The organism is Streptomyces sp. NPDC004031, from assembly GCF_053604375.1.
Map to the genome: position 1 here is coordinate 22,038 of NZ_JBSGHL010000049.1, position 23,297 is coordinate 45,334.

Annotated in this window: 20 protein-coding genes; 9 read left to right on the forward strand and 11 right to left on the reverse strand. The window is 73.9% G+C overall.

Annotated features, from left to right (window positions below):
• The first annotated feature begins 43 nt into the window (after positions 1–43).
• From ACWERV_RS26985 to ACWERV_RS27005, 5 genes are all read left to right on the forward strand, one after another.
• The gene (locus ACWERV_RS26985) at positions 44–421 is read left to right on the forward strand and encodes an anti-sigma regulatory factor (RefSeq protein ID WP_452937761.1); all 378 of its coding nucleotides are present in this window, start codon (positions 44–46) and stop codon (positions 419–421) included.
• On the forward strand, positions 409–1,461 hold the full coding sequence (locus ACWERV_RS26990; RefSeq protein ID WP_452937688.1) for an ATP-binding protein: 1,053 nt from the start codon (positions 409–411) through the stop codon (positions 1,459–1,461). The genes ACWERV_RS26985 and ACWERV_RS26990 overlap by 13 nt, the downstream gene beginning before the upstream one ends.
• Positions 1,458–3,263 carry an ATP-binding protein gene (locus ACWERV_RS26995; protein WP_452937691.1) on the forward strand — a complete coding sequence of 602 codons (1,806 nt, stop codon included), beginning with the start codon at positions 1,458–1,460 and terminating at the stop codon, positions 3,261–3,263. Before ACWERV_RS26990 ends, ACWERV_RS26995 begins: the two co-directional genes overlap by 4 nt.
• On the forward strand, positions 3,260–4,864 hold the full coding sequence (locus tag ACWERV_RS27000; RefSeq protein WP_452937693.1) for a SpoIIE family protein phosphatase: 1,605 nt from the start codon (positions 3,260–3,262) through the stop codon (positions 4,862–4,864). Before ACWERV_RS26995 ends, ACWERV_RS27000 begins: the two co-directional genes overlap by 4 nt.
• Before the next feature lie 192 nt (positions 4,865–5,056).
• Positions 5,057–5,227, forward strand: a complete 171-nt coding sequence (locus ACWERV_RS27005; protein ID WP_031516930.1) for a DUF5670 family protein — start codon at positions 5,057–5,059, stop codon at positions 5,225–5,227.
• 84 nt (positions 5,228–5,311) lie between these two features.
• Here the strand turns inward: ACWERV_RS27005 and ACWERV_RS27010 are convergent, their stop codons facing one another.
• The 4 genes from ACWERV_RS27010 to ACWERV_RS27025 all read right to left on the reverse strand — a co-directional run bounded on the left by ACWERV_RS27010 (position 5,312) and on the right by ACWERV_RS27025 (position 10,677).
• Positions 5,312–5,536, reverse strand: a complete 225-nt coding sequence (locus ACWERV_RS27010; RefSeq protein WP_452937696.1) for a hypothetical protein — start codon at positions 5,534–5,536, stop codon at positions 5,312–5,314.
• A 283-nt stretch (positions 5,537–5,819) separates the two neighbouring features.
• On the reverse strand, positions 5,820–6,941 hold the full coding sequence (locus ACWERV_RS27015; RefSeq protein WP_452937699.1) for a glycoside hydrolase family 3 N-terminal domain-containing protein: 1,122 nt from the start codon (positions 6,939–6,941) through the stop codon (positions 5,820–5,822).
• Between the two features lie 201 nt (positions 6,942–7,142).
• Positions 7,143–9,350 (reverse strand): RICIN domain-containing protein, encoded by a 2,208-nt coding sequence (locus tag ACWERV_RS27020; protein WP_452937701.1) that lies wholly within the window; start codon positions 9,348–9,350, stop codon positions 7,143–7,145.
• 292 nt (positions 9,351–9,642) lie between these two features.
• Positions 9,643–10,677 carry a LacI family DNA-binding transcriptional regulator gene (locus tag ACWERV_RS27025; protein ID WP_452937703.1) on the reverse strand — a complete coding sequence of 345 codons (1,035 nt, stop codon included), beginning with the start codon at positions 10,675–10,677 and terminating at the stop codon, positions 9,643–9,645.
• 189 nt (positions 10,678–10,866) lie between these two features.
• On the opposite strand from ACWERV_RS27025, the gene ACWERV_RS27030 reads away from it, so the two are divergent.
• A complete protein-coding gene (locus ACWERV_RS27030) occupies positions 10,867–12,786 on the forward strand; it encodes a glycoside hydrolase family 35 protein (RefSeq protein WP_452937705.1) in 1,920 nt (639 codons plus the stop codon).
• Positions 12,787–12,796: 10 nt separating this feature from the next.
• On the opposite strand, the gene ACWERV_RS27035 is transcribed toward ACWERV_RS27030, so the two are convergent.
• From ACWERV_RS27035 to ACWERV_RS27055, 5 genes are all read right to left on the reverse strand, one after another.
• Positions 12,797–13,141 carry a hypothetical protein gene (locus ACWERV_RS27035; protein WP_452937708.1) on the reverse strand — a complete coding sequence of 115 codons (345 nt, stop codon included), beginning with the start codon at positions 13,139–13,141 and terminating at the stop codon, positions 12,797–12,799.
• Entirely contained in the window at positions 13,138–13,602 is a 465-nt protein-coding gene (locus tag ACWERV_RS27040; protein ID WP_452937711.1) for a DUF6232 family protein, read from the reverse strand. Before ACWERV_RS27040 ends, ACWERV_RS27035 begins: the two co-directional genes overlap by 4 nt.
• Before the next feature lie 279 nt (positions 13,603–13,881).
• Positions 13,882–14,886 carry a helix-turn-helix domain-containing protein gene (locus tag ACWERV_RS27045; RefSeq protein WP_452937714.1) on the reverse strand — a complete coding sequence of 335 codons (1,005 nt, stop codon included), beginning with the start codon at positions 14,884–14,886 and terminating at the stop codon, positions 13,882–13,884.
• Between the two features lie 82 nt (positions 14,887–14,968).
• Positions 14,969–15,190 carry a hypothetical protein gene (locus ACWERV_RS27050; RefSeq protein ID WP_398183769.1) on the reverse strand — a complete coding sequence of 74 codons (222 nt, stop codon included), beginning with the start codon at positions 15,188–15,190 and terminating at the stop codon, positions 14,969–14,971.
• 37 nt (positions 15,191–15,227) lie between these two features.
• Complete coding sequence (locus ACWERV_RS27055; RefSeq protein ID WP_452937717.1) at positions 15,228–16,376, reverse strand: anion permease; 1,149 nt, start codon at positions 16,374–16,376, stop codon at positions 15,228–15,230.
• A gap of 648 nt (positions 16,377–17,024) precedes the next feature.
• On the opposite strand from ACWERV_RS27055, the gene ACWERV_RS27060 reads away from it, so the two are divergent.
• Positions 17,025–19,331: a discoidin domain-containing protein gene (locus ACWERV_RS27060; protein WP_452937719.1), complete on the forward strand. Its 2,307-nt coding sequence runs from the start codon at positions 17,025–17,027 to the stop codon at positions 19,329–19,331.
• Between the two features lie 115 nt (positions 19,332–19,446).
• On the opposite strand, the gene ACWERV_RS27065 is transcribed toward ACWERV_RS27060, so the two are convergent.
• On the reverse strand, positions 19,447–20,292 hold the full coding sequence (locus ACWERV_RS27065; RefSeq protein ID WP_452937722.1) for a phytanoyl-CoA dioxygenase family protein: 846 nt from the start codon (positions 20,290–20,292) through the stop codon (positions 19,447–19,449).
• Between the two features lie 143 nt (positions 20,293–20,435).
• On the opposite strand from ACWERV_RS27065, the gene ACWERV_RS27070 reads away from it, so the two are divergent.
• Positions 20,436–21,377 (forward strand): AraC family transcriptional regulator, encoded by a 942-nt coding sequence (locus tag ACWERV_RS27070; protein WP_452937725.1) that lies wholly within the window; start codon positions 20,436–20,438, stop codon positions 21,375–21,377.
• Between the two features lie 129 nt (positions 21,378–21,506).
• The gene (locus ACWERV_RS27075; protein ID WP_452937728.1) at positions 21,507–22,928 is read left to right on the forward strand and encodes a condensation domain-containing protein; all 1,422 of its coding nucleotides are present in this window, start codon (positions 21,507–21,509) and stop codon (positions 22,926–22,928) included.
• Here ACWERV_RS27075 and ACWERV_RS27080 read toward each other — a convergent pair.
• Positions 22,915–23,196 carry a hypothetical protein gene (locus tag ACWERV_RS27080; RefSeq protein ID WP_452937731.1) on the reverse strand — a complete coding sequence of 94 codons (282 nt, stop codon included), beginning with the start codon at positions 23,194–23,196 and terminating at the stop codon, positions 22,915–22,917. The genes ACWERV_RS27075 and ACWERV_RS27080 overlap by 14 nt on opposite strands.
• Positions 23,197–23,297: the final 101 nt, after the last annotated feature.

Here is a 23,297-nt window from a genome sequence, read left to right on the forward strand (position 1 = left end):
CGGCGTCGAGCCGGTCGAGGAATCGGCGGCAGAAGAGTCCCCCATCGTCGCCAACGCCGACGTGGTCAAGGCCCGGCAGACCGTCCGGGCCCTCGCCCAGCAGGCCCGGCTCTCGCTCGTCGACCAGACGAAGCTGGTCACCGCGGCGAGCGAGCTGGCGCGCAACACCCTGACCTACGGCGGTGGCGGGAGCATGCGGGTGAGCATCGTCAGCAGGGGCCTCAAGCGCGGGGTGAGGGTGGCGTTCCACGACGAGGGGCCGGGTATCGCCGACATGGACCTGGCCCTGACGGACGGCTGGTCGTCGGGCAAGGGCATGGGCCTGGGCCTGAGCGGCGCGCGCCGCCTCGCGGACGAGTTCGAGCTCGTCTCGGAACCCGGCAAGGGCACCCGCGTCGTGGTAGTCAAGTGGGCACGGTGAACGCCATGTCGCCCGCCGAGGCGGGCGAAGTGCTGTGGCTGCGGGTCGACCAGGGGCTGGCCTCCGCCGGACGGCGCGAGGCCGCCGGACTCGCCCACCGGGCGGGGCTCACCGAAGGCCGCGCCGCCGACCTCGCGCTCGCCGTGACCGAGGCGGCCACCAACCTCCAGAAGCACGCGGACGACGGGGCGCTGGCCCTGCGCATCACCGCCTTCGGCGACGGGGCCGCCGTCGAGCTGCTGGCCCTGGACAGCGGACCGGGCATAGCCGACATCGGCGCGGCACTGCGGGACGGCTCCTCCACCACCGGCACGCTGGGTGTCGGGCTCGGCGCGATCCGGCGGCTCGCGGACGAGTTCGCCCTCCACACCCTGCCGGGCCGCGGTACGTGTCTGTACGCCCGCTTCACCGCGCCGCCGGCCGACGCCGCGGAACCGGGCCCCGCCGTTTCCTTCAGCGGGCTGGCGCGTCCCATCGGCGGCGAGACGCAGTGCGGCGACACCTGGGCCGTACGGCAGGAACGGGACGCCACGGGCGCGCCGCACCTGCTGGTGATGATGTGCGACGGGCTGGGCCACGGCCCGCTCGCGGCGCGGGCGGCCGACGAGGCGCGGACGGCGTTCCGCAACAGCCGGGCGTCGGACCCGGCCGCGCTCCTCACCGACATCCACACGGGCCTCAGGGGCACCCGGGGCGCCGCGGTCGCGGTGGCGCGGGTGGACCCGGTGGCCCGCACGGTGTCCCTGTGCGGGGTGGGGAACATCGCGGCGTGCGTGCTGGGGGCGGAGTCCCGCCAGCTGCTGATGTCGGTGCCCGGCATCGTCGGGCACAACTTCCCCCGGCTGCAGACGTTCAGCGCCGCCCTGCCCCCCGGCCAGGTCCTGGTGCTGCACTCCGACGGGCTCAACAGCCGGTGGCAGCCGGTCCAGTTCCCCGGGCTCGTCTCGCACGCACCGGCGGTCGTCGCCGCCCAGCTGCTGTGGCAGGCGGGCACCCGGCGCGACGACGCCGGCGTCGTGGTGGTCAAGGTGCCGTCGTGACATCGGCCGCGGCGGACCCCGGCGAATCCCCCCTCGTCCTGCTCTCGACGGCCGTCGCCAGCGACCGGGAGATGCTGGCCCTGCGCCGGGACGTGCAGGAGGCCTGCCGCCGGCTGGGCCTGACGGAGGCCGAGACCGTGCGGCTGGCCACCGTGGTGGGCGAGGTGGGCCGCGGCCTGCTGGGCGTACCCGGGCTGACCGGCCGGCTCGTGCTGGTCGACGCCGACCCGCCGCTGGTCACGGCCGTCCTCAGCTGGTCGGACACGGTGCGGCCGCCGGACGGCGCGCTCGACGCGGCGCGGCGGCTGCTGCACAGCTGCGAATGGCACGAGGACCCGTTTCCGCGGGTGATTCTCGGGCAGCCGCTCGGAGTGACGACTCAGCCTCTCGCCGAGCTGGCTGCCGGACTGCGCAAGGAGCTGATGGGGCTGGGCGGCGTGAGCGTGGCCGAGGAGCTGCGGAACCAGAACCACGATCTGCTCGCGGCACTTCAGCAGGCCCGCGCCCACCAGGAGGAGCTCCAGCGGCTCAACCAGGAGCTGGAGGAGACCAACAGCGGCGTCATGGCGCTGTACGCGGAGCTGTCCAGCGAGCTGGAGGCCACCAACAGCGGTGTGGTGGCCCTGTATGCCGAGCTGGAGGAGAAGACGCGGCAGCTCAGCCTGCTCAACGAGGCCAAGACCCGCTTCTGGGCGAACGTGAGCCACGAGCTGCGCTCCCCGGTCAACGGCGTCCTCGGACTGTCCCGGCTGCTGCTCTCGCCCGGCGCTGACCCGCTCACCGACGAGCAGGCCCAGCAGGTCCAGATGATCGCCTCCTCGGGCAGCACGATGCTGGCCCTGGTCGAGGAGCTGCTCGACGTGGCGAAGGCCGAGTCGGGGCGGCTGGAACCCGAGCTGGTGCCGGTGGACCTGCGGCTGCTGCTCCACCAGATGCGCGGCACGCTGCACGGGACCGCCGGGCCCGGGGTGTCCCTGGTCTTCCCCGAGGACGCCCCGCAGGAGCCGGTCCTCACCGACGAGGTGATGCTGACCCGCATCCTGCGCAACGTCCTGTCCAACAGCCTGAAGTTCACCGTGGCGGGCGAGGTCGCCCTGCGGGTGGAGCGGGTCGGGCGGGAGGGGCGGCCGTGGTGCGTCCTGACCGTCACCGACACCGGTATCGGCATACCGGCCGAGGAGCAGGTGCGGGTGTTCGAGGAGTTCTACCAGGTCCGTGGCCCGCATCAGCGGGCGCACTCGGGCACCGGGCTCGGGCTGCCGTACGCGCGCCGGCTCACCGAGCTGCTCGGCGGCCGGATGATGCTCCACAGCACCCCCGGCGAGGGGACCCGGGTGGTCGTCGAGATCCCCGCGGGCCCGCGGCCCGCGGCGCCGTCCGGCGGCCCGGCGGCGGCTCATGTCCACCTGGACCTCCTGGTCGTCGTCGACGACGACCCCGCCTTCCGCGCCAGCGTGCGGCCGGTCCTCGCCGAGCTGTCCCGGGAGGTGGTCGAGGTCGGCGACAGCTCCGAGGCGGTCGCGGTGATACGGCACCGGCGCCCCGACGCGGTCCTGCTCGACCTGACGATGCCGCCGCCCGACGGCTACCAGCTGCTGGAGCGGCTGGCCGCGGACCCCGCCCTGAGCGACGTCCCGGTGATCGTCCTGACCACGAACGACCCCTCGGGCCTGGAGAACTCCCGTCTGGTGCACGCGCAGGCCGTGCTGGGCAAGACCCACCTGTCCGCGACGCGGCTCGCGGACGTGCTCGCCCCGGTGCTCGCGCACCGCCCCGCCGACGACGGGAGGGCGCCGCGGTGACCGCCTCCCCCGCCGACGACGCCGCCGGCGCGACGGTGCTGCTCGTCGACGACAACCCGACCAACCGGTACGTGCTGGGCGCCTACCTGCGCCGCGCCGGGCACGAGGTGGTGGAGGCCGAGGACGGCGCCGGCGCCCTCGAACTGCTGCGCGACTCCACGGATCTGCCGGAGCTCGCGGTGATCGACGTGCGGCTGCCCGACATGACCGGCTTCGAGGTCTGCGAGATCGTCAAGGCCGACCCCAGGACGGCGGGGTTGCCGGTCATCCATGTGTCGGCCTCGGCCATCAGCGTCACCGACCGCGCCCAGGGCCTCAACCGCGGCGCCGACGCCTACCTCACCGAGCCCGTCGCCGCCAACGAGCTGCTGGCCACCGTGGCGGCCGTGCTGCGCTACGCGCGGGCGCGGCAGCGGGCCGAGACGCTCGCCGGCCGGCTCAGCCTGCTCAACAGCGTCACGCTCGACTTCTACCATGCCGACGACGTCGCCGACCTCGCCACCCGGGCCGCCCGCGGTGCGCAGCGGATGTTCGGCACCGACGCCCTGGTGGTGGTCCGCACCGCCGAGGACGGCCTGCTGCAGGTGATTGGCACGAAGGACGGCGAGGCTCCGGCCGTGGCCTCGGAGGCGCCGGAGCGGTTCGCCCGCGAGGTGCTGCGCCTGCAGTCCCGGGCGGATGCCGGTGTGCGGCTGGAGATGGTGCCGGCGGGCCGGCTGGCGGGCACCGACCCGCTGACCGGCGGTACCCGGGCCCTCGCCGTGGCATCGGCGCGGGTCAAGGGCACCGGTTCGACGGCGGGCGTCGTCCTGCCGCAGGACGCGCTCGGCGACGACGACCACGAGGTGCTGACGCAGCTGGCGCACGCCTGCGCGCTGTCCCTGGAGGCGCTGCGCTCCTACCGGGAGGAGCACGCCCTGGCGCTGACCCTGCAACGCACCTTCCTGCCCGCCTCGCTGCCCACCTCGCCGCTCGCCGAACTGGCCGTGCGCTACCTGCCGGCCAGCCAGACCGCCGAGATCGGCGGCGACTTCTACGAGGCGCTGCCGGTCTCCGGCGGCCTGCTGCTGGCCGTGGGCGACGTCGCGGGCCACTCGCTGGACGCCGCCGTGGTGATGGGGGAGATCCGGCACGCCCTGCGCGCCTACGCCCTGGAGGGCCACGGTCCCGACGTCGTCCTGTCGCATCTGGACCGGTTGCTGGAGCAGGTCGACTCCCCCATGGGCGCGACGCTGTGCGTGGCGCTGGTGGAGGAGTCCGGGCGGGCCGTCCAGGTGGCCAACGCCGGACATCTGCCCCTGGCGGTCCGCAACCCCGGGGAGAAGGCGTACTTCGTGCACGAGCACGGGCCCATGCTCGGGCTGGGGTTGTCCCATCCGCCGGCGGTGCGCCTCCCCGTCCGCCCCGGCACCCAGCTGGTCATGGTCACCGACGGCCTGCTGGAGCGGCGCGACGGCGACCTGGACGAGGCGATGGAGCGGATGGCCGACGTGCTGAGCGGCGCCCCGCAGGACGCCGAGGACATCTGCGAGCTGCTGCTCACCCGCTTCCCGCCGGACGGCCAGGACGACGTCGCACTGATGGCCGCGCGCCTGCTGTGACACGCGCCCGCGGCCCTACGGGCCCGGCCCCCGCAGAACGCACCACCCGCCGCCCGTACGCGCGTTGTACGGGCGGCGTCTCCTTTCCGGCGGCGCCTTTCCGTTCGCCCACCCGGTGGGGAACTCCTGCGGCATACATGACGGGAATACATGACGGGACCAGGGGAATACGCCGGTTGGAGGTTGATAACCATGGGACCGTTGCTCGTCGTTCTTCTTCTCGCACTGCTTCTGTTCGGCGCCGGATTCGCACTCCATCTCCTGTGGTGGATAGCGGTCGTCGTCCTTGTGCTGTGGCTGCTGGGATTCGTCATGCGGGGCACCCACTCCAGCGGCGGACGGGGCCGGTGGTATCGCTGGTAGCGGGACACCGGCAATGTGGTGAGGGCGTTCCCCGGCGGGGAACGCCCTCACCACATTGCCGTTCCGCCCGGCGCGCGGTCGGGGCTACACCACCCCCTTGTGGCGGTAATTCCTCAGCCGCGCGACCAGTTGGCGGATGACGGGAAGGCGATTTCGGTGCGCTTTCTCGTACCGGAGCAGGTCGGTCAGCTCCGCCGGGCCCAAACCGGGGAAGAAACTCTCCGCCGTCCGGCCCGCCAGATGGTTGTAGTCGACAATGGGCAGCTGCCCCGTCGACGGATCACGGCTCTCGTCCTCGAATTTCGGCATTCGACCTCCCGAGACGCATGGCCGCCTGCCCTCGAACGGGCGCGCGAAACCGTGGGGGTGCGGGAGTCAGCCGAACCGGGGCGCCGCGGAACACCGGGTGTGAGGGCGCCGAACCGGGGCACGCGACCTGTTGGCCCCCCAGGGTGCCGATGTCCCCTCGGGGACCGGCGGCGCTGCCGCCCGGTGGCGCCCGGTCGTCCCTCCCCCCCCTGGACGGCCGGGCGCACCTTTCCCGTGAGCCGGATCGCCGCCGCACATCTGTCTGCCGGGCCTGGAGGGCGCGTCAGAACAGCCGGGCGCGCAGTGCGCCGATCCTGCCGACCGCGGCATCGAAGTCGGCCGCGCCCAGCGTGCCGTTCTGGAGTGCGGCGGCCAGGGCGGAGACGATCGCCTGGCCCTGCGCGACGTCACCGGACGCGTCGAGGACGAGGTCCATGCCCGCCGCCGCGGCGGTGACCGCGTTCTGCGCCGGGGTACCGAGGCCGCTCAGCGCGCCCGCGCCGATCGCGTCGGTGACGGTGACCCCGGTGAAGGTGAAGCGGTCGCGCAGTTCGCTCTGCACCACGGTCGGGGACAGCCCCGCGGGACGCGCCGCGTCGAGCTGCGGGTAGACGGCCCAGGACACCATCACCAGGTCGGCGCCCGCGGCGAGCGCCGCGGTGTACGGGATCTCGTCGATGTGCCGCAACTGGGAGAGCGTGACCGGCAGGGTGACGGCCCGCAGGTCGGTGTTCTGCGCGGCGCTCGCCGAGCCCAGGCCGGGGAAGTGCTTGGCGGCGGCGGCGACTCCGGTGGCGCGCTGGGCCGTGACGAACTCCCGTCCGCAGACCGCGACCACCTCCGGATCGGTGCTGTAGGAGCGCTGGTACTGGTCGTCGAAGTCCCCGGCCGTCCGGTAGACGTCCAGCACCGGGGCCAGGTTGACGTTCATGCCGACGCTGCGCAGCAGGTTGCCCGCGCCCGTGCCGGCGCTCGCCGCTGCGGCCGCCGGGTCGGCGGAGGCACCGATCTGCCGGGCGGACTGCACCGGCGCGCCGGGCAGCCGCCGTATCTGACCGCCTTCCTGGTCGGTCATCAGGAGCAGCGGCGCGGGGGACGGGCTGCTCGCGTTGGCCTGCCGTATCTGCTGGACGGCCGCCGTGATCTGGGCGAGGCTGCCGATGTTGTCGCCGAAGAAGATCACACCGGCCGCCTGGCCCGCGCTGATCTGCATGAGCAGGCTCTGCGGGACGGTCGTGCCGGAGTACGAGAAGACGACCCGCTGCCCGGCCTGCTGCTGCGGGGTCGGCGCGGCGGCCCCGGCCGGGCGGAACATGCCGCCCAGGCCCGCGGCGGCGGCTCCGGTGCCGGCCGCCAGAACGGTGCGGCGGGAGAAGGGGCGACCGGGACGGCCGGTATCTGCCATGTCGTCCTCCGGGTGGTGAGCGTGCGGCGGCCGGGACGGGGGTGCGCCCGGATGCGGTCCACGCCAAGAGTGAAGGAAGTCTTCTCGTCGTACAAGATGCGTGAAAGAAAGCGTCATTGACCGGTCGCGCGGGCGGGCCGCAGCGAGGACGCTCGCTGCGGCCCGCCCGCGAAGGGGACCACCGCCGACAGTGAGGACCGGTCAGCGGACCGTCCACCGTTGCAGCGGGGAGTTCCCGTCCGGCTGCTGGGTGATCAGGGCGCCGTTGGCCTTCGACGCCGCCGTCAGCAGGAGGCCGCTGCCGACGGAGGCCAGGGTGTACGTGCCGTCCGCCCCGGCGGTGGCCCTCCAGTGCTGGTTGGCCCGGCCGGTGCACGGCCACTGGATCACCTTCGCGCCCGCCGCGGCCGAGGCGCCGTCGACGTCCGCGCACAGGCCGGACTCGGCGCTCGCCAGTTCGTAGGAGCCGTCGGACTGCCGGGTGAGGGTCCACTTCTGGTTCGCGCCGCCGTTGGCGGTCCACGCCGTGAGCTGGGTGCCCGCGGTGGTGCTGTGGTCGGGAGCGTCGAGCGCCTTCCCGCCCGTGGTGAGGGTGCGGGTGCCGTCCAGCGGGGCGGGCGCGGTGCCTGCCGCGGTGACGGTCAGCGTCTGCTCCGCGGCGGTACGGCCGCCGCCGACGGGGCTGCCGCCGGTGTCGCTCCAGGCGCGTACCGGGGTGGTCTCCGGCTGCCGCCCGCCGGGCGCGGACAGCCCGATCACCAGGCCGCTGTAGCGGTTGACGAGCCGGTAGGTGCCGGTGGGCGCGCCGTCGCCGGGCGATGTGCCGGGGAGGACGAACCACTGCTGGGCGGTGGTCGGCCCGCCCGCCGGTGCCGGTGTCACGACGGGCGCGCTGCCCCAGGCCCGGCCCCCGGACGGGGTGGCGGGGACGCCGAGCAGTTGTCCCGTCGCCGCGTTGGTGACGCGGTACGAGCCGTCGCCGTCGGCGCCGAAGAACCAGGTGCCCGCCGGGGACTGGGCACCTGGGGGCAGCGAGACGGTGGCGGACGTGCCGGCGCCCTGGGCGAGCACACCGCCCGCGCCGCTGGTGATGCGGTAGGCCGTCGCCGGGTCGAAGGGCGACGCGGCGGGGGCGGCCGCGTCGATCGTCAGGTTGACGTACTGCCCGGAGGCGCCGCCCGAGCAGCCGAAGGAGCAGTAGGAGCGGAAGTCCTTGCCGACGACGGCCGTGCCCGTCCTGGTGGCGCTGTCGAGGAACCAGCGGTACCAGGAGGCGGTGCGGTAGGAGCCCGAGTCGCCGAGCAGCGTCCACTTCTGGGTCGCGAGGTTGTCGGTGGCGTAGAACTGCTGCGGGGCGTTGCCCGACTGGTCGACGGCCTGCGGCTCGCCGATGTAGAGGCCCAGGTAGGCGTCGTAGGTGATGTCCATGACGAACAGCGGCGAGGTCGGCGGGGCGGTGCCGGCCGCGATCTGCTGGCTGGTGGTGCCGGGCGTGTCCGGGCGGTACTCCTCGGCGGGCGGGGTGTAGCCGGTGTCGCCGGGCGAGGCCACCGGCACCATGGTGCTCTCCCGGCCGCCGACGCCGGGTTCCGTCCAGTGGCCGTCGTACCACTTCTGCCAGGTGCCGGTGGCCATCTTCCCCGCGATCGGCGCGCGTGCCACGTGCTCGTAGAAGGCCTTCCACCCGCCGTTCTTGTCGACCACGCGCGAGCCGTAATACACGTAGAAGTAGCCGGACGCGGCATCGACGTAGAGCCGCTGGTCGCCGTCGCCGTAGTAGTAGGTCTGCTGCGGGAAGGCCGCGGTGTCACCGCGCCGGGTGCTGTACGGCGAGGTGATGGCGTGGCCCTCGATCGTCCAGCTGCGGCCCCGGTCGGTGGACAGCGCCCAGTCGACGGCGTCGTAGTGCAGGCCGTCGCCGAAGGGCTGCGGGGTGAACTCGTTGTGCACCAGGCCGTACCAGTCGCCGGTGTCGGGATCGACCCACACGCCCGCCAGGTCGCAGAAGTTGCGCTGCGAGTAGCCCGAGCCTGCCGGGGGGTCGGTGGCCTCGACGCCCGTCGGGCTGTTGTTGCACAGCGCGGTCGTGTCGGGGTTGGTGCCGGCGTCGCTGACGGGGTCCCGGGTGGCCGCGTCGAAGTCGGTGCCGGAGTAGAAGGTCCAGGACCGGCCCTGGGTGGAGCCGTAGAGGGAGTGGGCCTGCTGGAAGTGGAAGGTGCCGTCCTTGTCGAGGTAACCGGCCGCCGGGGTGTCGTCCGGGTGCGTCCAGGACCCGAGGGCGCCCACGGTGACGGTGTACGGGGGCGGGGCGGCGGATGCGCCGGTCTGCCGGGCGGCGGCCACGGAGGGCACGGCCGCGGCCAGGGCGGTGGTCAGGACGGTCAGGAGCGTTCTCCAGGTGCGTCGCACGGGGACTCCTCGAAGGTGGGGGGCGCGTCGATGCGGTCGGGCCGGCGTTCCTCCCGTCGGGGTTATCGATGCCATGCCCGACATCGCGGGGTGCGGGGCACATCTGTGCCGCTCGCACGGGGGGCGTGACCTGGCGTACCAGGTGGAACACCGCGGACGGCAAGGGCGGCCGGAGGCTCGCGCCACCACGGGGGTACACCCGTCCGACGGCCTTTCAGGCCGAAGCATGGCAGAGGATGTTATCGATGCCAAGGTGCTGTGCACCGGCACCCGGCCGCGGGTGCGGGGCAGTTCAGCGCGCGGGCGGCGGGGCGGTGCTGGCGCGCACCCGCAGTTCCGGCTCCACCCTGGCGCGCTCCCGCACCGCCGCCGGGTCGCTGACCAGCCGCAGCAGATGGCTGATCGCGAGGGCGCCCATGGACGCGAACGGCTGGGCCACGGTGGTCAGGGACGGCGAGCAGAACTCGGCGAGCGGGATGTCGTCGACGCCGACCACCGAGATGTCGTCCGGCACGCGCCGGCCCAGCTCGTGCAGGGCCCGGACGACCCCGAAGGCCATCTCGTCGCCCGCGACGAACACGGCGGTGACGTCCGGGATCTTGCCCAGGACCAGGCCGCACCGGTAGCCGGAGGCCGCGGACCAGTCGCCGTCCAGCTGCGGCGGCACCGCCCGGCCCTCGGCCTCCAGCACCGCGCGCCAAGCGGCCGTGCGGCTGGCCGCGTCGAGCCACTGCCGGGGTCCGGCCACATGCCAGACCGTCTCGTGGCCGAGGTCGAGCAGATGACCGACCGCCAGCTCGGCCACCCGCCCCTGGTCCACGGCGACGACCTCGGTGGCCGCCGTGCGCGAACCGTCGATGGTGAGGGTGGGCACCACGGCCGTCAGGTGCTCGATCCGCGGGCTCACGTGGATCAGCGGCACCGCCAGGACGATGCCCTCCACGTGCTGCTCGGCAAGCCGCAGCAGCGCGGCCTCGATCGCGGAGGTGTCGAGCGAGGCGGTGGTGGCGGTGTTCACCGAGTAGCCCGCCTCGTGCGCGGCGCGTTCGGCGCCCGCCAGGAAAGCGGCCCGCGAATGGAAGCCGGTCTCCAGGGTGACCAGCCCGATCGTGCGGCTGCGCCCGGAGGACAGCACCCGGGCGGCGTTGTTCTTGCGGTAGCCGAGCTGCTCGGCGGCGGCCAGGACCCGGGCGCGCGTCGCCGCCTGGACGTTCGGATGCCCGCCCAGTGCCCGGGACACCGTCTGGGCGGAGACGCCCGCGACCCTGGCGACGTCGGTCATCCCCGGCGGCCGGGTTCCGCCGCCGCCGTCCGGCTCCCTCACCATGTGCGCCCCTTCGCCCCTGCGTCGCGCCATGCTACCGCTCCCATCCGCGGGTGTGGCCCGTGTACGCGGGCGAAGGCCCGTACCGCACGTGGGATGAGATTGGCATCGATAACATCCCGTGCCACAGTAGGGGCCGCACCTGGCGGAGCCCGACGCAGAGGGCCGGCAGGCATCGAGAAGGAGTGGTCCGTGGGGTCATCGGGCAACGACGCGATATCGATAGCGTTCCGCGGCATGGTCGTCCGCCCGGACGAGCTGCGGGACGGGCCCTCCCCCGCCGCGGAACCCGTTGCCGCCTCCGCCGTCCCCCGGCAGCCGCCCGCAGGCGCCGAACCGGCGCTGTCGTGGCGGGCCAGCGAACTGCTGCGGGAGGGCCGTCCGCACCGGATCCTCGCCGGATCCCTGCACTACTTCCGGGTCCACCCGGAGCAGTGGGCCGACCGGCTGGCGCGCCTGGCCGCCATGGGCCTCAACACCGTGGACACGTACGTCGCCTGGAACTTCCACCAGCCGCGGCGCGGGCGGCCGCGTTTCGACGGGTGGCAGGACATCGGGCGCTTCCTGGAGCTGGCGCGGGAGGCGGGTCTCGACGCCGTCGTCCGCCCCGGCCCGTACATCTGCGCCGAGTGGGACAACGGCGGCCTGCCCGCGTGGCTCACCGGCACGCCCGGGATGCGCCCGCGCACCTCGCACCGCCCCTACCAGGACGCCGTGGCGGGCTGGTTCGACGAGCTGATCCCGCGGATCGCCGCCGCCCAGGCCGGACGCGGCGGGCCGGTCGTCGCGGTGCAGGTGGAGAACGAGTACGGCAGCTACGGCGACGACACCGCCCACCTGGAGTGGCTGCGGGACGCGCTGACCGGGCGCGGGATCACCGAGCTGCTCTACACCGCCGACGGCCCGACCGACCTCATGCTCGACGCCGGGATGCTGCCGGGCGTGCTGGCCGCCGCCACCTTCGGGTCGAAGCCCGCGGACGCGGCGGCCGCGCTGCGCCGGAGGCGGCCCGGCGAGCCCTTCGTGTGCGCGGAGTTCTGGAGCGGCTGGTTCGACCACTGGGGCGAGCAGCACCACGTCCGTTCCCCGCACAGCGCCGCGCAGACGCTGTCCGGCATCCTGGACGGCGGCGGCTCGGTGAGCTTCTACATGGCGCACGGCGGCACCAACTTCGGCCTGACCTCGGGAGCCAACCACGACGGGGTCCGCCTCCAGCCGACGGTGACCAGCTACGACAGCGACGCCCCGATCGCCGAGCACGGCGCCCCGACGCCGAAGTTCTTCGCGATACGCGACCGGCTGCTGGCCCTGACCGGCGCCGAGGCCCCTCCCCCGCCCGCCGGTGTCCCGCTGCTCCCGCCCCGCGTACTGCGGACGGAGCGCGGCGCCGGACTGCTGGACGGCCTGACCGCCATGGCCCGGCCCGCGGTCGCCTCCCCGTCCCCGCTGAGCTTCGAGGAGCTGGAGCAGCCCTCGGGCCTGGTGCTCTACCGGGCCGCCCCGCGCATCCCGGCCGGGCGCCACGAGCTGGGCGTGCACGGCCTGCACGACCGCGCCCAGGTCTTCCTCGACGGAGCACCGGCCGGGATCCTCGACGGGGAGACCTCCGCCCTCACCGTCGAAGGCACCGGCGGGCCGGTCCGGCTCGACCTGCTCGTGGAGAACCAGGGGCGTATCAACTACGGCCCGCTCCTCGGCCAGGGCAAGGGCATCCTCGGCGGCGTCCGCGTCGGCCGGCGCCTGGTCCACACCTGGCGGATGCACGGGCTCCCGCTGGACGAGTGGACCCCGCGGGACGTCCGCCGGGCCCCTGCCTCCGCCCCGCCGGACGGCCGGGCCGGTTTCGCCACCGCGCACTTCACCGCGCCCGAACCCGCCGACACCTTCCTGGCGCTGCCCGGCTTCGGCAAGGGCTTCGCCTGGATCAACGGCACCCTGCTGGGCCGCTACTGGCACACCGGTCCGCAGACCACGCTGTACGTGCCCGCGCCGCTGCTGGCACCGGGCCGCAACACCGTCACCGTGCTGGAGCTGGAACGGTTCGGGGAGGCCGTCGAACTGCGCGACCGGCCGGAACTGGGCCCGCCGCAGGAGTACGTCGAGACGTTCTGACCGCGACCGCCTACCCCAGCAGCGCCAGCAGCCGGGCCAGCGCGGCGGCCATGGGCTCGGCCAGCGGGCCGACCGCGGCCGCGACCCGCCCGAGCCGCTCCAGGGCCGGGCGGTTCGCGGTCATCGCGGCCCGGTCCGTCACGAGCACCGGCCGGACCTCCTCGACCGTGCGACTCTGCGCCGGGGTGAGGTGGGCGGCGACGGCGAGGAGCGCGGTGGCCAACTGGCCGACAGCGGCGCGCAGTTCCGCGTCCGGGGCGCGGCCGACGCCGCCGTGGTTGATCCCTATGTTCGTTTCGCCGTGCTGGTTGAAGACCGGGCCGTTGTAGGTCGTCCGGTGCGTCGGTTCGGTCACTGTCTGATCCCCGTGTTCGTCCTGCCGTGCTGGTTGAAGACCGGGCCGTTGTAGGTGTACTGGTACACAAAGCGTGTGAACTCGGCCTCCGGGTGGTCGATCGCGTGGACGATCTGCCGGGCGATCTCCGCCAGCTGTTCCAGGTTCGGCAGCGTCACGGCCACGCAGGAGCCGCCTGCCGTCTCCACGGCCAGGACGGGCCGCACCTGTCCGGACCTGAGCAGGACGAACAGGAGCACGGCGGTCACGGCCAGGGGGGCGAGCGAGAGTTCGTCGGCTCCGGCGGCGCGCAACGCCAGGACCACCGCACCCGAGACGGCAGCGGTCTTCCACATCAGACGCTGGCCCCAGGTCCGGGTCAGGGCGGGTCTGACCATGGACGCCTCGACCCGGGTGATGTTGTGCAGCGGGACGGCCGCCGGGCCCACCCACAGCGTCCGGCGCCGGACCGCGATCTGCACGTACGGCCCAAACGGCGCCGGGGCGCGGCCCGAAGGCCCCGGCAGCGGTCCGTACGGCCCCGGCCCCGGCGGTGGCCCCGGCCCTGGCGGTGGCGGCACGAAATGTCCCCCGGCTGTCATGCACTCCCCCTCGTACCCACAGGCGCTCCGCCCTGCCGCACGGACGGGCGGCGCTGCCGCGAACCGTCCGCGGCCCGGCGCCCCCCCCCGACGCCGGGCCCCTATCGTCGTGCTCCGCACGCCCGTTCAGCAGGCCGCCGGTGCGCGGCGAATGTGCATTCAGCGCGAGGTCCGCGCCGCCGCCGCCGTCTCGTTCCGGAACTGCCGGGGTGTCGTGCCGTACGTCCTTTTGAAGACCCGGCTGAACTCCGCCGCGCTGGAGAAGCCCCAGCGCGCGGCGAGGACACCGATCGGCTGCTCGCGCAGGGCGGGGGTGGCGAGGGCGTCGCGGCAGCGTTCCAGGCGGCGGCGCCGCACCGTGGCCATGACGCTCTCCGCCTCGCTGCCGAACACCTGGTGCAGGGTGCGGACCGAGATGTGGTGGCGGGCGGCGATGACCCCCGGGGTGAGCCCGGGGTCGCCGAGGTTCGCCTCGATGAAGGCCTCGATCCTCGCCCTCAGGGCCCGGCTCCGGGTGTCGGCCGGGAGCAGGCCGGCCGCGTCGAGGTGCCCGGCGAGGAACGCGGCCGCCAGGTCGACGGCGATGGTGCCCAGGCGCAGGGTTTCGGCCACCGTCTGGTCCGCGACCTGGCCGAGGGCCGTGCCCATGAGGTGCCGCAGCAGGGATCCGGTGGCGCCGCGGGTCGGGACCGGCCTTGCGTACAGCCGCTCCATCCGGTCACCGGGCAGCGGGAAGGAGGCCCTGGGCAGCTGGAGGATCGTGACGACGGAGCGCTCCGTGAGGTCCGGGAACACCGCCTCCAGCGGATAGGCCATGTCGAAGAAGACCAGCCCGCCGCGGTCGACGGCCACGCTCGCGCGCCGCTGGGTCACCTGGATGGGGCTGCGGTGGACGAGTCCCAGCATGTAGGCCTCGGCGCCACCGCGCCGGATGTGCCGGGGCGTACGGGTGGCGTCCAGCGCGGGGAAGGAGAAGCGGGCCAGCTGTGCGGCGCCGAGATCGGTGTGCACGATCTCGGCGGGGAAGTCCCGGGCGTAGGGGCTGGCCATGGCGAGCGGCGCGAGCCGGTCCTGGATGACGTCGACGTACCAGCCGAAGCGGTCCTGGGCGGCGAGCGCGCTGTTCGACAGCGTGACCACGGACGGGGTGGTGGATGGCGTCACGCTGCCATGGTCGGGAAGCGGGTCCCGCCGGGGAAGCAGGTCTTCGGCCACGTCGGGGCCCGCGGGCCACGCGGCGGCCGGGTCAGTGGAACTGCGGGACGAGCAGGTAGAGCCCGTAGGCCACCGCGGCGGCGCACACCGTGAAGCACGCTCCCGCAGCGACGTTGCGGGCGGGGCCGGCCGGCCGGTCCGCCGCGCGCCCGGCCAGCGCGCGCACCCCCAGCGCGAACACCAGCACCACGCCGACGGTGGCGCCGAAGCTCACCACCGCGACCTCCGCCAGCGATCCCCATTTCACGTCCATGCGGTGCCTCCTGCCTCCCGGTCGGTGCCCAGTGCGGTCACGCCCCGGCCTCCGCGTCGGCCGGCGGGGTCGCGGCGGTGCCCGGCGCGTTGTTGACGTTCGCGGCGTGCACCGGGTTGCGGCGCGAGAGCAGGACGACGACGACGGCGACGACGGCCGCGGCCACCGCGATCAGCACCGTGCCCAGCGTGCCGCCGTGCACCACCGCGCCCGCCGCGACCGCGCCGACCCCGGCGGCGGCCGGCAGCGTCACCAGCCAGGCCAGCGCCATCCGCCCCGCCGTGTTCCAGTGCACCTCGGCGAGCCGGCGGCCGACTCCGGCGCCCAGGATGCCGCCGGAGCACACCTGCGTGGTGGACAGCGCGAACCCGAGGCCGGCGGAGCTGAGGATGACCGTGGCGGACGTCGACTCGGCCGTGAACCCCTGCGGCGACTCGATCTCGACGAGCTGTCTGCCCATGGTGCGCATGATCCGCCAGCCGCCGACGTACGTACCGCTCGCGATGGCCAGCCCCGCGGTCAGGATCACCCACACCGGCGGGCCCGCGTCCTGGCCGAGTGCCCCGCAGGAGATGAGGGCGAGGGTGATGACGCCCATCGTCTTCTGCGCGTCGTTGGTGCCGTGCGCGAGCGAGACCAGCGAGGCGGAGGCGATCTGGCCGGACCTGAAGCCCCGTGAGACGCCGTCCCTCGGTGCGCGGGCGGTGACCCGGTACGCCAGGTACGTGGCGGCGAGAGCGGTCAGGCCCGCCACCACCGGGGAGGCGACGGCGGGGATGACGATCTTCTCCAGCACCTTGTCGAAGTTCACCCCGCTGCGGCCCGCGCCCACCCACACCGCGCCGATCAGGCCGCCGAACAACGCGTGCGAGGAGCTGGACGGCAGCCCGAGCAGCCACGTCGTCAGGTTCCACAGGATGGCGCCGACCAGCCCGGCGAAGATCATCCCCGGTGTGACCAGGGCGTCGTCCACGATCCCGCCCGAGATCGTCTTCGCCACCTCCGTGGACAGGAAGGCCCCCGCCAGGTTCAGCACCCCGCTGATGCCGACGGCGACCTTGGGGCGCAGCGCGCCGGTCGCGACGGACGTCGCCATCGCGTTGGCGGTGTCGTGGAAGCCGTTGGTGAAGTCGAACGCCAGGGCCGTGACGATGACCGTTCCCACGAGGAAGGTGATGTGGTCCATCCGCTCAGGTAAACAGGGCCGGGCGTCCGGCCGGGCGAAGGACACGGGATGCCGGACCGCCGCCCGGGGCCTCCCCCGAACGCACCACGGGGAGAACCGCGCCGGTGGAAGCCTCTGCGATGAACCCGGGACCGGACGGGCGCACGCGGCATCACCCCGGGTACGCCGAACCGCCGGGCGCGGCCGGTCGATTGTGCTGGGGTTCTCTGCGCAGGCCGGAGCGATCCGGCCAGCGGCGCCGGGGCGGCCGCCCCGCGCCCGGCCGAACAGGTGTCCAGTTCGCGCGGTCCGCGGAGCACCGCGGTGTGCTCCGCCGGCCGCCCGGGGTTCCGGGCGGTGCTCTGTTCTCGGCCACGGGGCCGCATGGGCGAAACATCGACGTTACGTGAACGGGTTCTTACCATGCGTCGGCAGAGCCCTCGTGCGGCGCGGCGCGCTCCACCGCGCCACGCACGACGCGGCCACGTCCCACGGCGCCACCGCACACGCCCCACGTACGCCAGTGCCACCGCGTCACCCCCCACCCCACGGCAACCCGTTCCGGGACGGCACGGACCCCGCCGTCCGGCGCCGCTGTGCCGCCCGCCCCCGCCGCCGTACCCGGCACGGTGCCCGTGGGTCCCTCCCGCGAGAAAGCGAAGTGCACCCATGTCTCCTGACGGTCCCTCCACCCGGACGAGACGGCGCGTCAGACGCCTCGTCGCCCTCGTCGCGGCCGTGGTCGCAGCCCTGCTGACGACGATGCTGGTACCTCCCGGCGCCGTCGCCGGCCCGTCCGGCCGCTCGACGGCCACCCCGCAGGAGTGGCAGAGCGCCATCTCCCAGCTCGCCACGCCGGGCAAGGGGTGCTACACCGCCACCTACCCGGCGCTCACCTGGCAGGGCGCGGCCTGCGCCACGGCGCCGGACCGGACCTACGCGCCGCGGTCCGGCGGCGGCGCCGCGGCGCCGCACCTGCCCGCGGTCGCGCGGAAGGCGACCGGCTCGGCCGCCACGCCCTACGTGGTCGGCGACGGCATCGACTACTCCGCCGGGGTACCCGGCATGACCGCGGCGACCGGTTCGTTCACCGAGGTCTCCGGCGTGACGAGCGAGACCGGCGGCGGCGTCGCCGACTCGTACTCCCTCCAGCTGAACAGCGCGCCGTTCAGCAGCCCGCTGTGCGCCGGGCACGCGGGCTGCCAGGGCTGGGAGCAGTTCGTCTTCTCCAACCCCGGCTCGGCCGGCAGCGCGGCCTTCATCCAGTTCTGGCTGCTCGGCTACTCCGCGGCCTGCCCGGCGGGCTGGTCGACGTACTCCTTCAACTGCTACCGCAACGGGCCCGCCGTCCCGGTGGCCGCGCAGCCGATCACCAACCTGGCGAACCTGAGCCTGTCGGGGAACGTGACGGCCACAGCGGACACCGTGGTGATGTCGACGGGCACCGGTACCGTCAGCGCGGCCACCGCGGACAGCACGCTGGGCCTGTCGACGGCCTGGAACGCGGTCGAGTTCATGATCGGCGGCGACGGCGGCGCCTCGGAGGCCGAGTTCAACCCCGGTTCGACGATCACCGTGCAGACCGTCACCCACAACGGCACCACGACCGCGCCGACCTGCCTGATGGAGGGGTTCACCGGCGAGACCAACAACCTGAACCTCGTCACCACCGCCGTCTACGGGCCGGGCCCCTCGCCGTCCCTGCGCAGCCGGCAGAGCAATATCCTGACCACCCCGCCCTCCTGCGCGGCCGCCAAGGGCACCGGTGACACGCACCTGCAGACCTTCGGCGGCACCTACTACGACTTCCAGGCGGAGGGCACCTTCACCCTGGCGAGGTCCTCGGCCATGACCGTCCAGTCCCACCAGGTCTCGGGGGCCTCCCTGGGCTGGCCGGGCGCGTCGGTCAACAGCGGTGTCGCCACCCGGATGGGCGCCGACACCGTCGCGGTGTGCGCGGCCGGCGGCCTGGTCGTCAACGGCTCGGCCACCTCGCTGGACCCGGGCGCGAGGATCACCCTGCCCTCGGGCGACACGATCGTGCGCGACGGCAGCCAGTACGTCGTGACCGACCCGCAGGGCGACAGCATGGCCGCGACCGTCAACACCGGTTACGTGGACGTCCACGTCGGCCTCGGCTCCTACCCGCAGCCGGTGGTCGGGCTGCTGGCCAACGCGCCGGGCACCACCAACCAGCTCAAGACCAGCACCGGCCTGGTCCTGCCCATCCCGCTGGACCTGCAGACCCTCTACAACGTCTACGGCAACAGCTGGCGCGTACCGGACAGCCAGTCGCTGGTCGCGGTCTGCGGCGACAGCGGCGCGGACGCCAACCCGACCACGCCCTTCTGGGAGAACCAGCTGCCCAAGAACGTCCACGACAACGCGCTGGCGGTGTGCCGGAACGCCGCGGTGCAGAACGCCACGCTGCTGGAGGCCTGCACGCTGGACGTCGCGGTGCTCGGCGCGGACGCGGCCAGGGAGTTCACCGGCGCGAGCGCACCGGTGAACGTCGCCTTCAGCGAGGACACCCAGGCGGTGACGGACGGCGAGGTGGTGACCATCCCGCTGCCGGCCGGTGTGCACAGCCGGTTCGTACGCCTCACCTACACCGCCAACAGCGCGCAGACCGGCGCGCAGGCGGGCGAGTTCGCCGTCTACGACGCCACCGGCCGCAACCTGGCCGTCGGCGCCCCGGTGACCGCCAGCAGTTCGGCCTCCGGGCTGCCCGCCGCCAACGCGGTGGACGGCAACACCCGTACGTACTGGCAGAGTGTGGCCAGCGCGGCCGCGGGCGGCTGGCCCTCCACCCTGACCGTCGACCTCGGCGCACCGGCCACCGCCACCGCGGTCGGCATCGCCCTGCCGTACACCTTCGCCCCCAGGACCCAGACGCTGTCCGTCCAGGGCTCGGCCGACGGGGCGGTCTGGACGACGCTCGTCGGGCCCAGGACCTACCAGTGGGCCCCGAGCTGACCGCCTGACCGCCGTGCCCGCCCGCGGCGTCTCCGTTCGCTGATGACCGGCCCGGTGCGCGGGCCCGGAGCCTCCCGGGGTTCCGGGCCCGCGCACCCGCCCCGTGGGCGGTCCGTCAGCCGCGCGTTCCCGGAGCGCCGTCGTACAGGACGGGGTTGAGGGGGGTGGCGGGGACCTGGCCGACGGCGGCGCCGGGCATCCAGGCGCGGTCGTGCGCCTGGTGGGCGTTGGCGGGCTCGGTGACCCTGATGTCGGCGTCCATGTAGATGACCGTCATGACACGGCGGGGCTGCGTACCGCCGTTCGGGCCGGCGTGGTGGAAGGTCCACCCGCGGTGGAAACTGGCGTCGCCGAGGGCGAACGGCTCGACGACGTCCTCGAAGTCCTGCTCGGCCAGGGCTTGTACGAGCTGCCGCTCGGACTCGTCGGAGATCGGCAGGTCGCGGCCGTGCGCGAAGTTGTGGCTGCCGCGCGCGAAGGCCAGCGGGCCCATCGCGAGGGGCGTCTCCTGGAGCGGCAGCCAGACGGTCACACAGCGGTCGGAGGACAGCGGCCAGTAGTACTGGTCGGCATGCCACGGGGTGATGCCGCCGCTCGGTTCCTTGTAGAGGGCCTGGTCGTGGTAGAGCCGGACGGCGTGCACTCCCAGCAGGGCCGCCGCGATACCGGCCAGCCGCCGGGAGAAGACCAGCCGCCTGACGCTCTCGTTCTCCCGCCACAGGTTGGTCACCTGGAGGAACGCCCTGCCGTAGGTGTCGCGTTCGCCCAGCGGCAGGTGCTGGGTGTTCAGCCGGATCACCTCCGCGGTGATCACCGGCTCGTAGCGTCCGACCGTCTCCGGCGAGAGCACACCGGACAGGTGCACGAAGCCGTCGCGGTTGAAGTCGGCGGCCGCGGTCGGCGGCAGGCCCGGATAGGGAACGTCCAGTTCGTCGGTCCCGGTTGCCGTGGTCACGGTCACTTCGGTGTCACTCCTTGCGTCCGGGGGTGGGGCGGGGATCACGGTCGCAGGCGGGGCACGGGTGCTGCCACGTCTGTGTTGCCCACTTCCGGTACTCAGTTGACACTTACCCGGCGGCGCTCGTCCGGGCTACGCTCGCCCGCGTGAAGCCGCGCTACGAGCAGCCGCACTCCCCCGACGGCACGACGCTCCTCAGCTACCTCCGCCGGGAGGCGGCGTACGGCTTCGGCTGGCACTACCACCGCGAGTACGAACTCACCCTCATCACCGAGGGCTCGGGCACCCGCTATGTGGGTACCACCGTCGAGCGCTACCGGCGGGGGGATCTCGTCCTGCTCGGCCCCGACCTGCCGCACACCTTCGTCTCGGACCCGGACGCCGGACCGGCCGGGGCGGCGGTGACACAGTTCCGGCACGACTTCCTCGGCCCCGGCTTCTTCGCCCTGCCGCAGTTCCACGCCCTCGCGGACCTGCTGGCCCGTTCCGTCCGCGGCCTGCGCTTCGACGGTGTCGACGACGGGACGCGGGCGCTGCTGGCCGCGCTCCCGGCGGCGGAGGCCGCGGCGCAGACGGTGACGCTGCTGGACGTGCTGTGCCGGCTCGCCGCGGACGCCGCCCCCACCGCGATCACCGGCCCCGGCTACACCCCGGCGCCGGGCAGCGCGGTACGCAGCCGTATCGACGCGGTGTGCCGGCACCTCCAGCACACCCACACCGGCCCGGTGCACCAGGACGAGGTCGCCGCCCTGGTGCACATGTCCCCGACCTCCTTCAGCCGCTTCTTCCGCACCGCGATGGGCCGCACCTTCACCGACTACGTCAACCAGCTGCGCATCGAGACCGCCTGCGCCCTCCTCACCACCACGTCCCTCCCGGTCACGACCGTCGCCACCCGCAGCGGCTACCGCAACCTGTCCAACTTCAACCGCCGCTTCCGCGAACTGAAGGGCCTGCGCCCGACCGAATACCGCGCGGCCCACCGCGAACCCCCGCCCACGTCCCCCGGCCCACCCGCCCACCGACCGCGGACCGATCCCGCTCCGGCCGACGCAGCGTCAGTACTGGAGCGGGTGATCGTGGTGTGACGGGTGCTTCCGTCGAATGGTTGCAGTTCTTGCTGGATCTCCTCAAAACCTTGCGGAGCCGGGGGCGCCGGACCCAGGATGACCCGGCTGGTGTCGGGGCACGGCGGACATGTCGAGGGGCGGCGGGCGATGGCTGGACCGGTACCGGGGGCGTTGCTGGGCGGGGTACGGATGACCGACCGGGTCGTGGTGCCCTTCGAGGGGGCGGGGGCCGGGGTCGGCGGGCTGACCTGGGGGCAGCGCAAGGTGTGGACGCTGATGGGGCAGGCGGGCACATCGATGAGCATGGGCGGGGCCGTGCCCGTCACCGACGGCCGTAACGTCGCCCACCTCGCGGCCGAACTGCGGTTCTTCCTCAGCCGCTACGCCTCGATGCGGGCCCGTGTCCGCACCGGCGCGGACGGCGATCCCGTGCAGGAGGTGTACGGCTCGGGCCGGGCCGAGCTGGGGATACTCGACACCCCGGACGGCGGCGACCCGGACCGGGTCGCGCGGGAGCTGGCGGAGCAGTGGGAGGCCACGCCGTTCGACCACGCCGAGGAGTGGCCGATCCGGATGGCGGCGGTGCGCAGCCACGGCCGGGTCACCCATGTGGTGGTGACGATCTCGCACATCGCCACCGACGGAGGCGGCATCGCCGTCATGCTCCGCGAACTGGCCGAGCGCGACCGGGGCACCGGCGGGGCGGAGGGACCGGCGCCCGCGATGGGTCCGCTGGAACTGGCCGCGCTCCAGCGGACACCGTCCGCCCGGCGGCAGAACGACATCTCGCTGCGCCACTGGGAGCGTCTGCTGCGCACCGCAGGACCCCGGCGGTTCGGCCCCCGCGTCGAGCGCGGCGAACCGCGCTACCGGCTCGGCGTCTTCACCTCCCCCGCCCTGCACCTGGCCTCGAAGGCGGTGGCCGCCCGTACCGGCGACACGGCGTCCTCGGTGCTGCTCGCCGCGTACGCGGTCGCGGTGGCGCGGCTGACGGGCATCACCCCCGCCCTGATCCAGGTCGTCGTCAGCAACCGGTTCCGGCCGGGGCTGGCCGGGGTGTCCCACCCGCTCTCCGTGAACGGCCTGTTCATGGTCGATGTCGCCGACGCCTCCTTCGAAGAGGTCGTGGCGCGCACCCGGCGGGCGCTGGCCCTGTGCTCGAAGCACGCCTACTACGACCCGGGCGCGCTGGACGCGCTGCGCGCCCGCGTCGACCGGGAGCGCGGCGAATCCGTCGAGACCTCCTGCCTGTTCAACGACCGCAGGCTCGGCGCGGTCGCCGAACCGCCGGGCCGGGTGCCGCCCTCCCGGCAGGAGCTGGAGGCCGCGCGGGCGGGGAGCGCCCTGCGCTGGGGCAAGCCGTTCGAGACGTACCTGGACACGCTGATGGTCCAGGTCGGGGCGGCCGAGGACACGGTGGAGCTGGAGATCCAGGTGGACACCCACCATGTGTCCGCGGACGGCGTGCACGCGCTGATGCTCGACCTGGAGGAGCTGGTCGTCGCGGCGGCGCTCGACCCGGCCACCCCGACCGGTGTGCGGGCGGCGGTGCCGGTCAGCGGTCTCTGAGCGGCCGTACGGCATGGCCGGAGATCCACACCACCACACCGCCGTCGTTCTCGCGGATCGCGGCGATCAGCTCCTTCGCGCCCTCCACTCCCTGGTCCGCGAAGCCCTGGAGCTTGTCGATGTCGTCCCTGGTGAGATGGCACTCCTCGCTGTCGCGTCCGCCTCCGTCGTGCCCCCAGAGCCAGGGGGCGATCGCACGCTTGAGGGCGTCGGGCAGCTCGTGCCTCGGGCGGGGGCTGCCCGGCCGCCAGTACAACCTGCGGGGCATGGTGACCTTCCCGGTGCGTCGGGCGCCCACCACACGCCTGCGGGGGCGCAGATCACGTTCGTCCGCTCAGCTTTCCAGACCTACGGCCCCCAGGTCGCGCA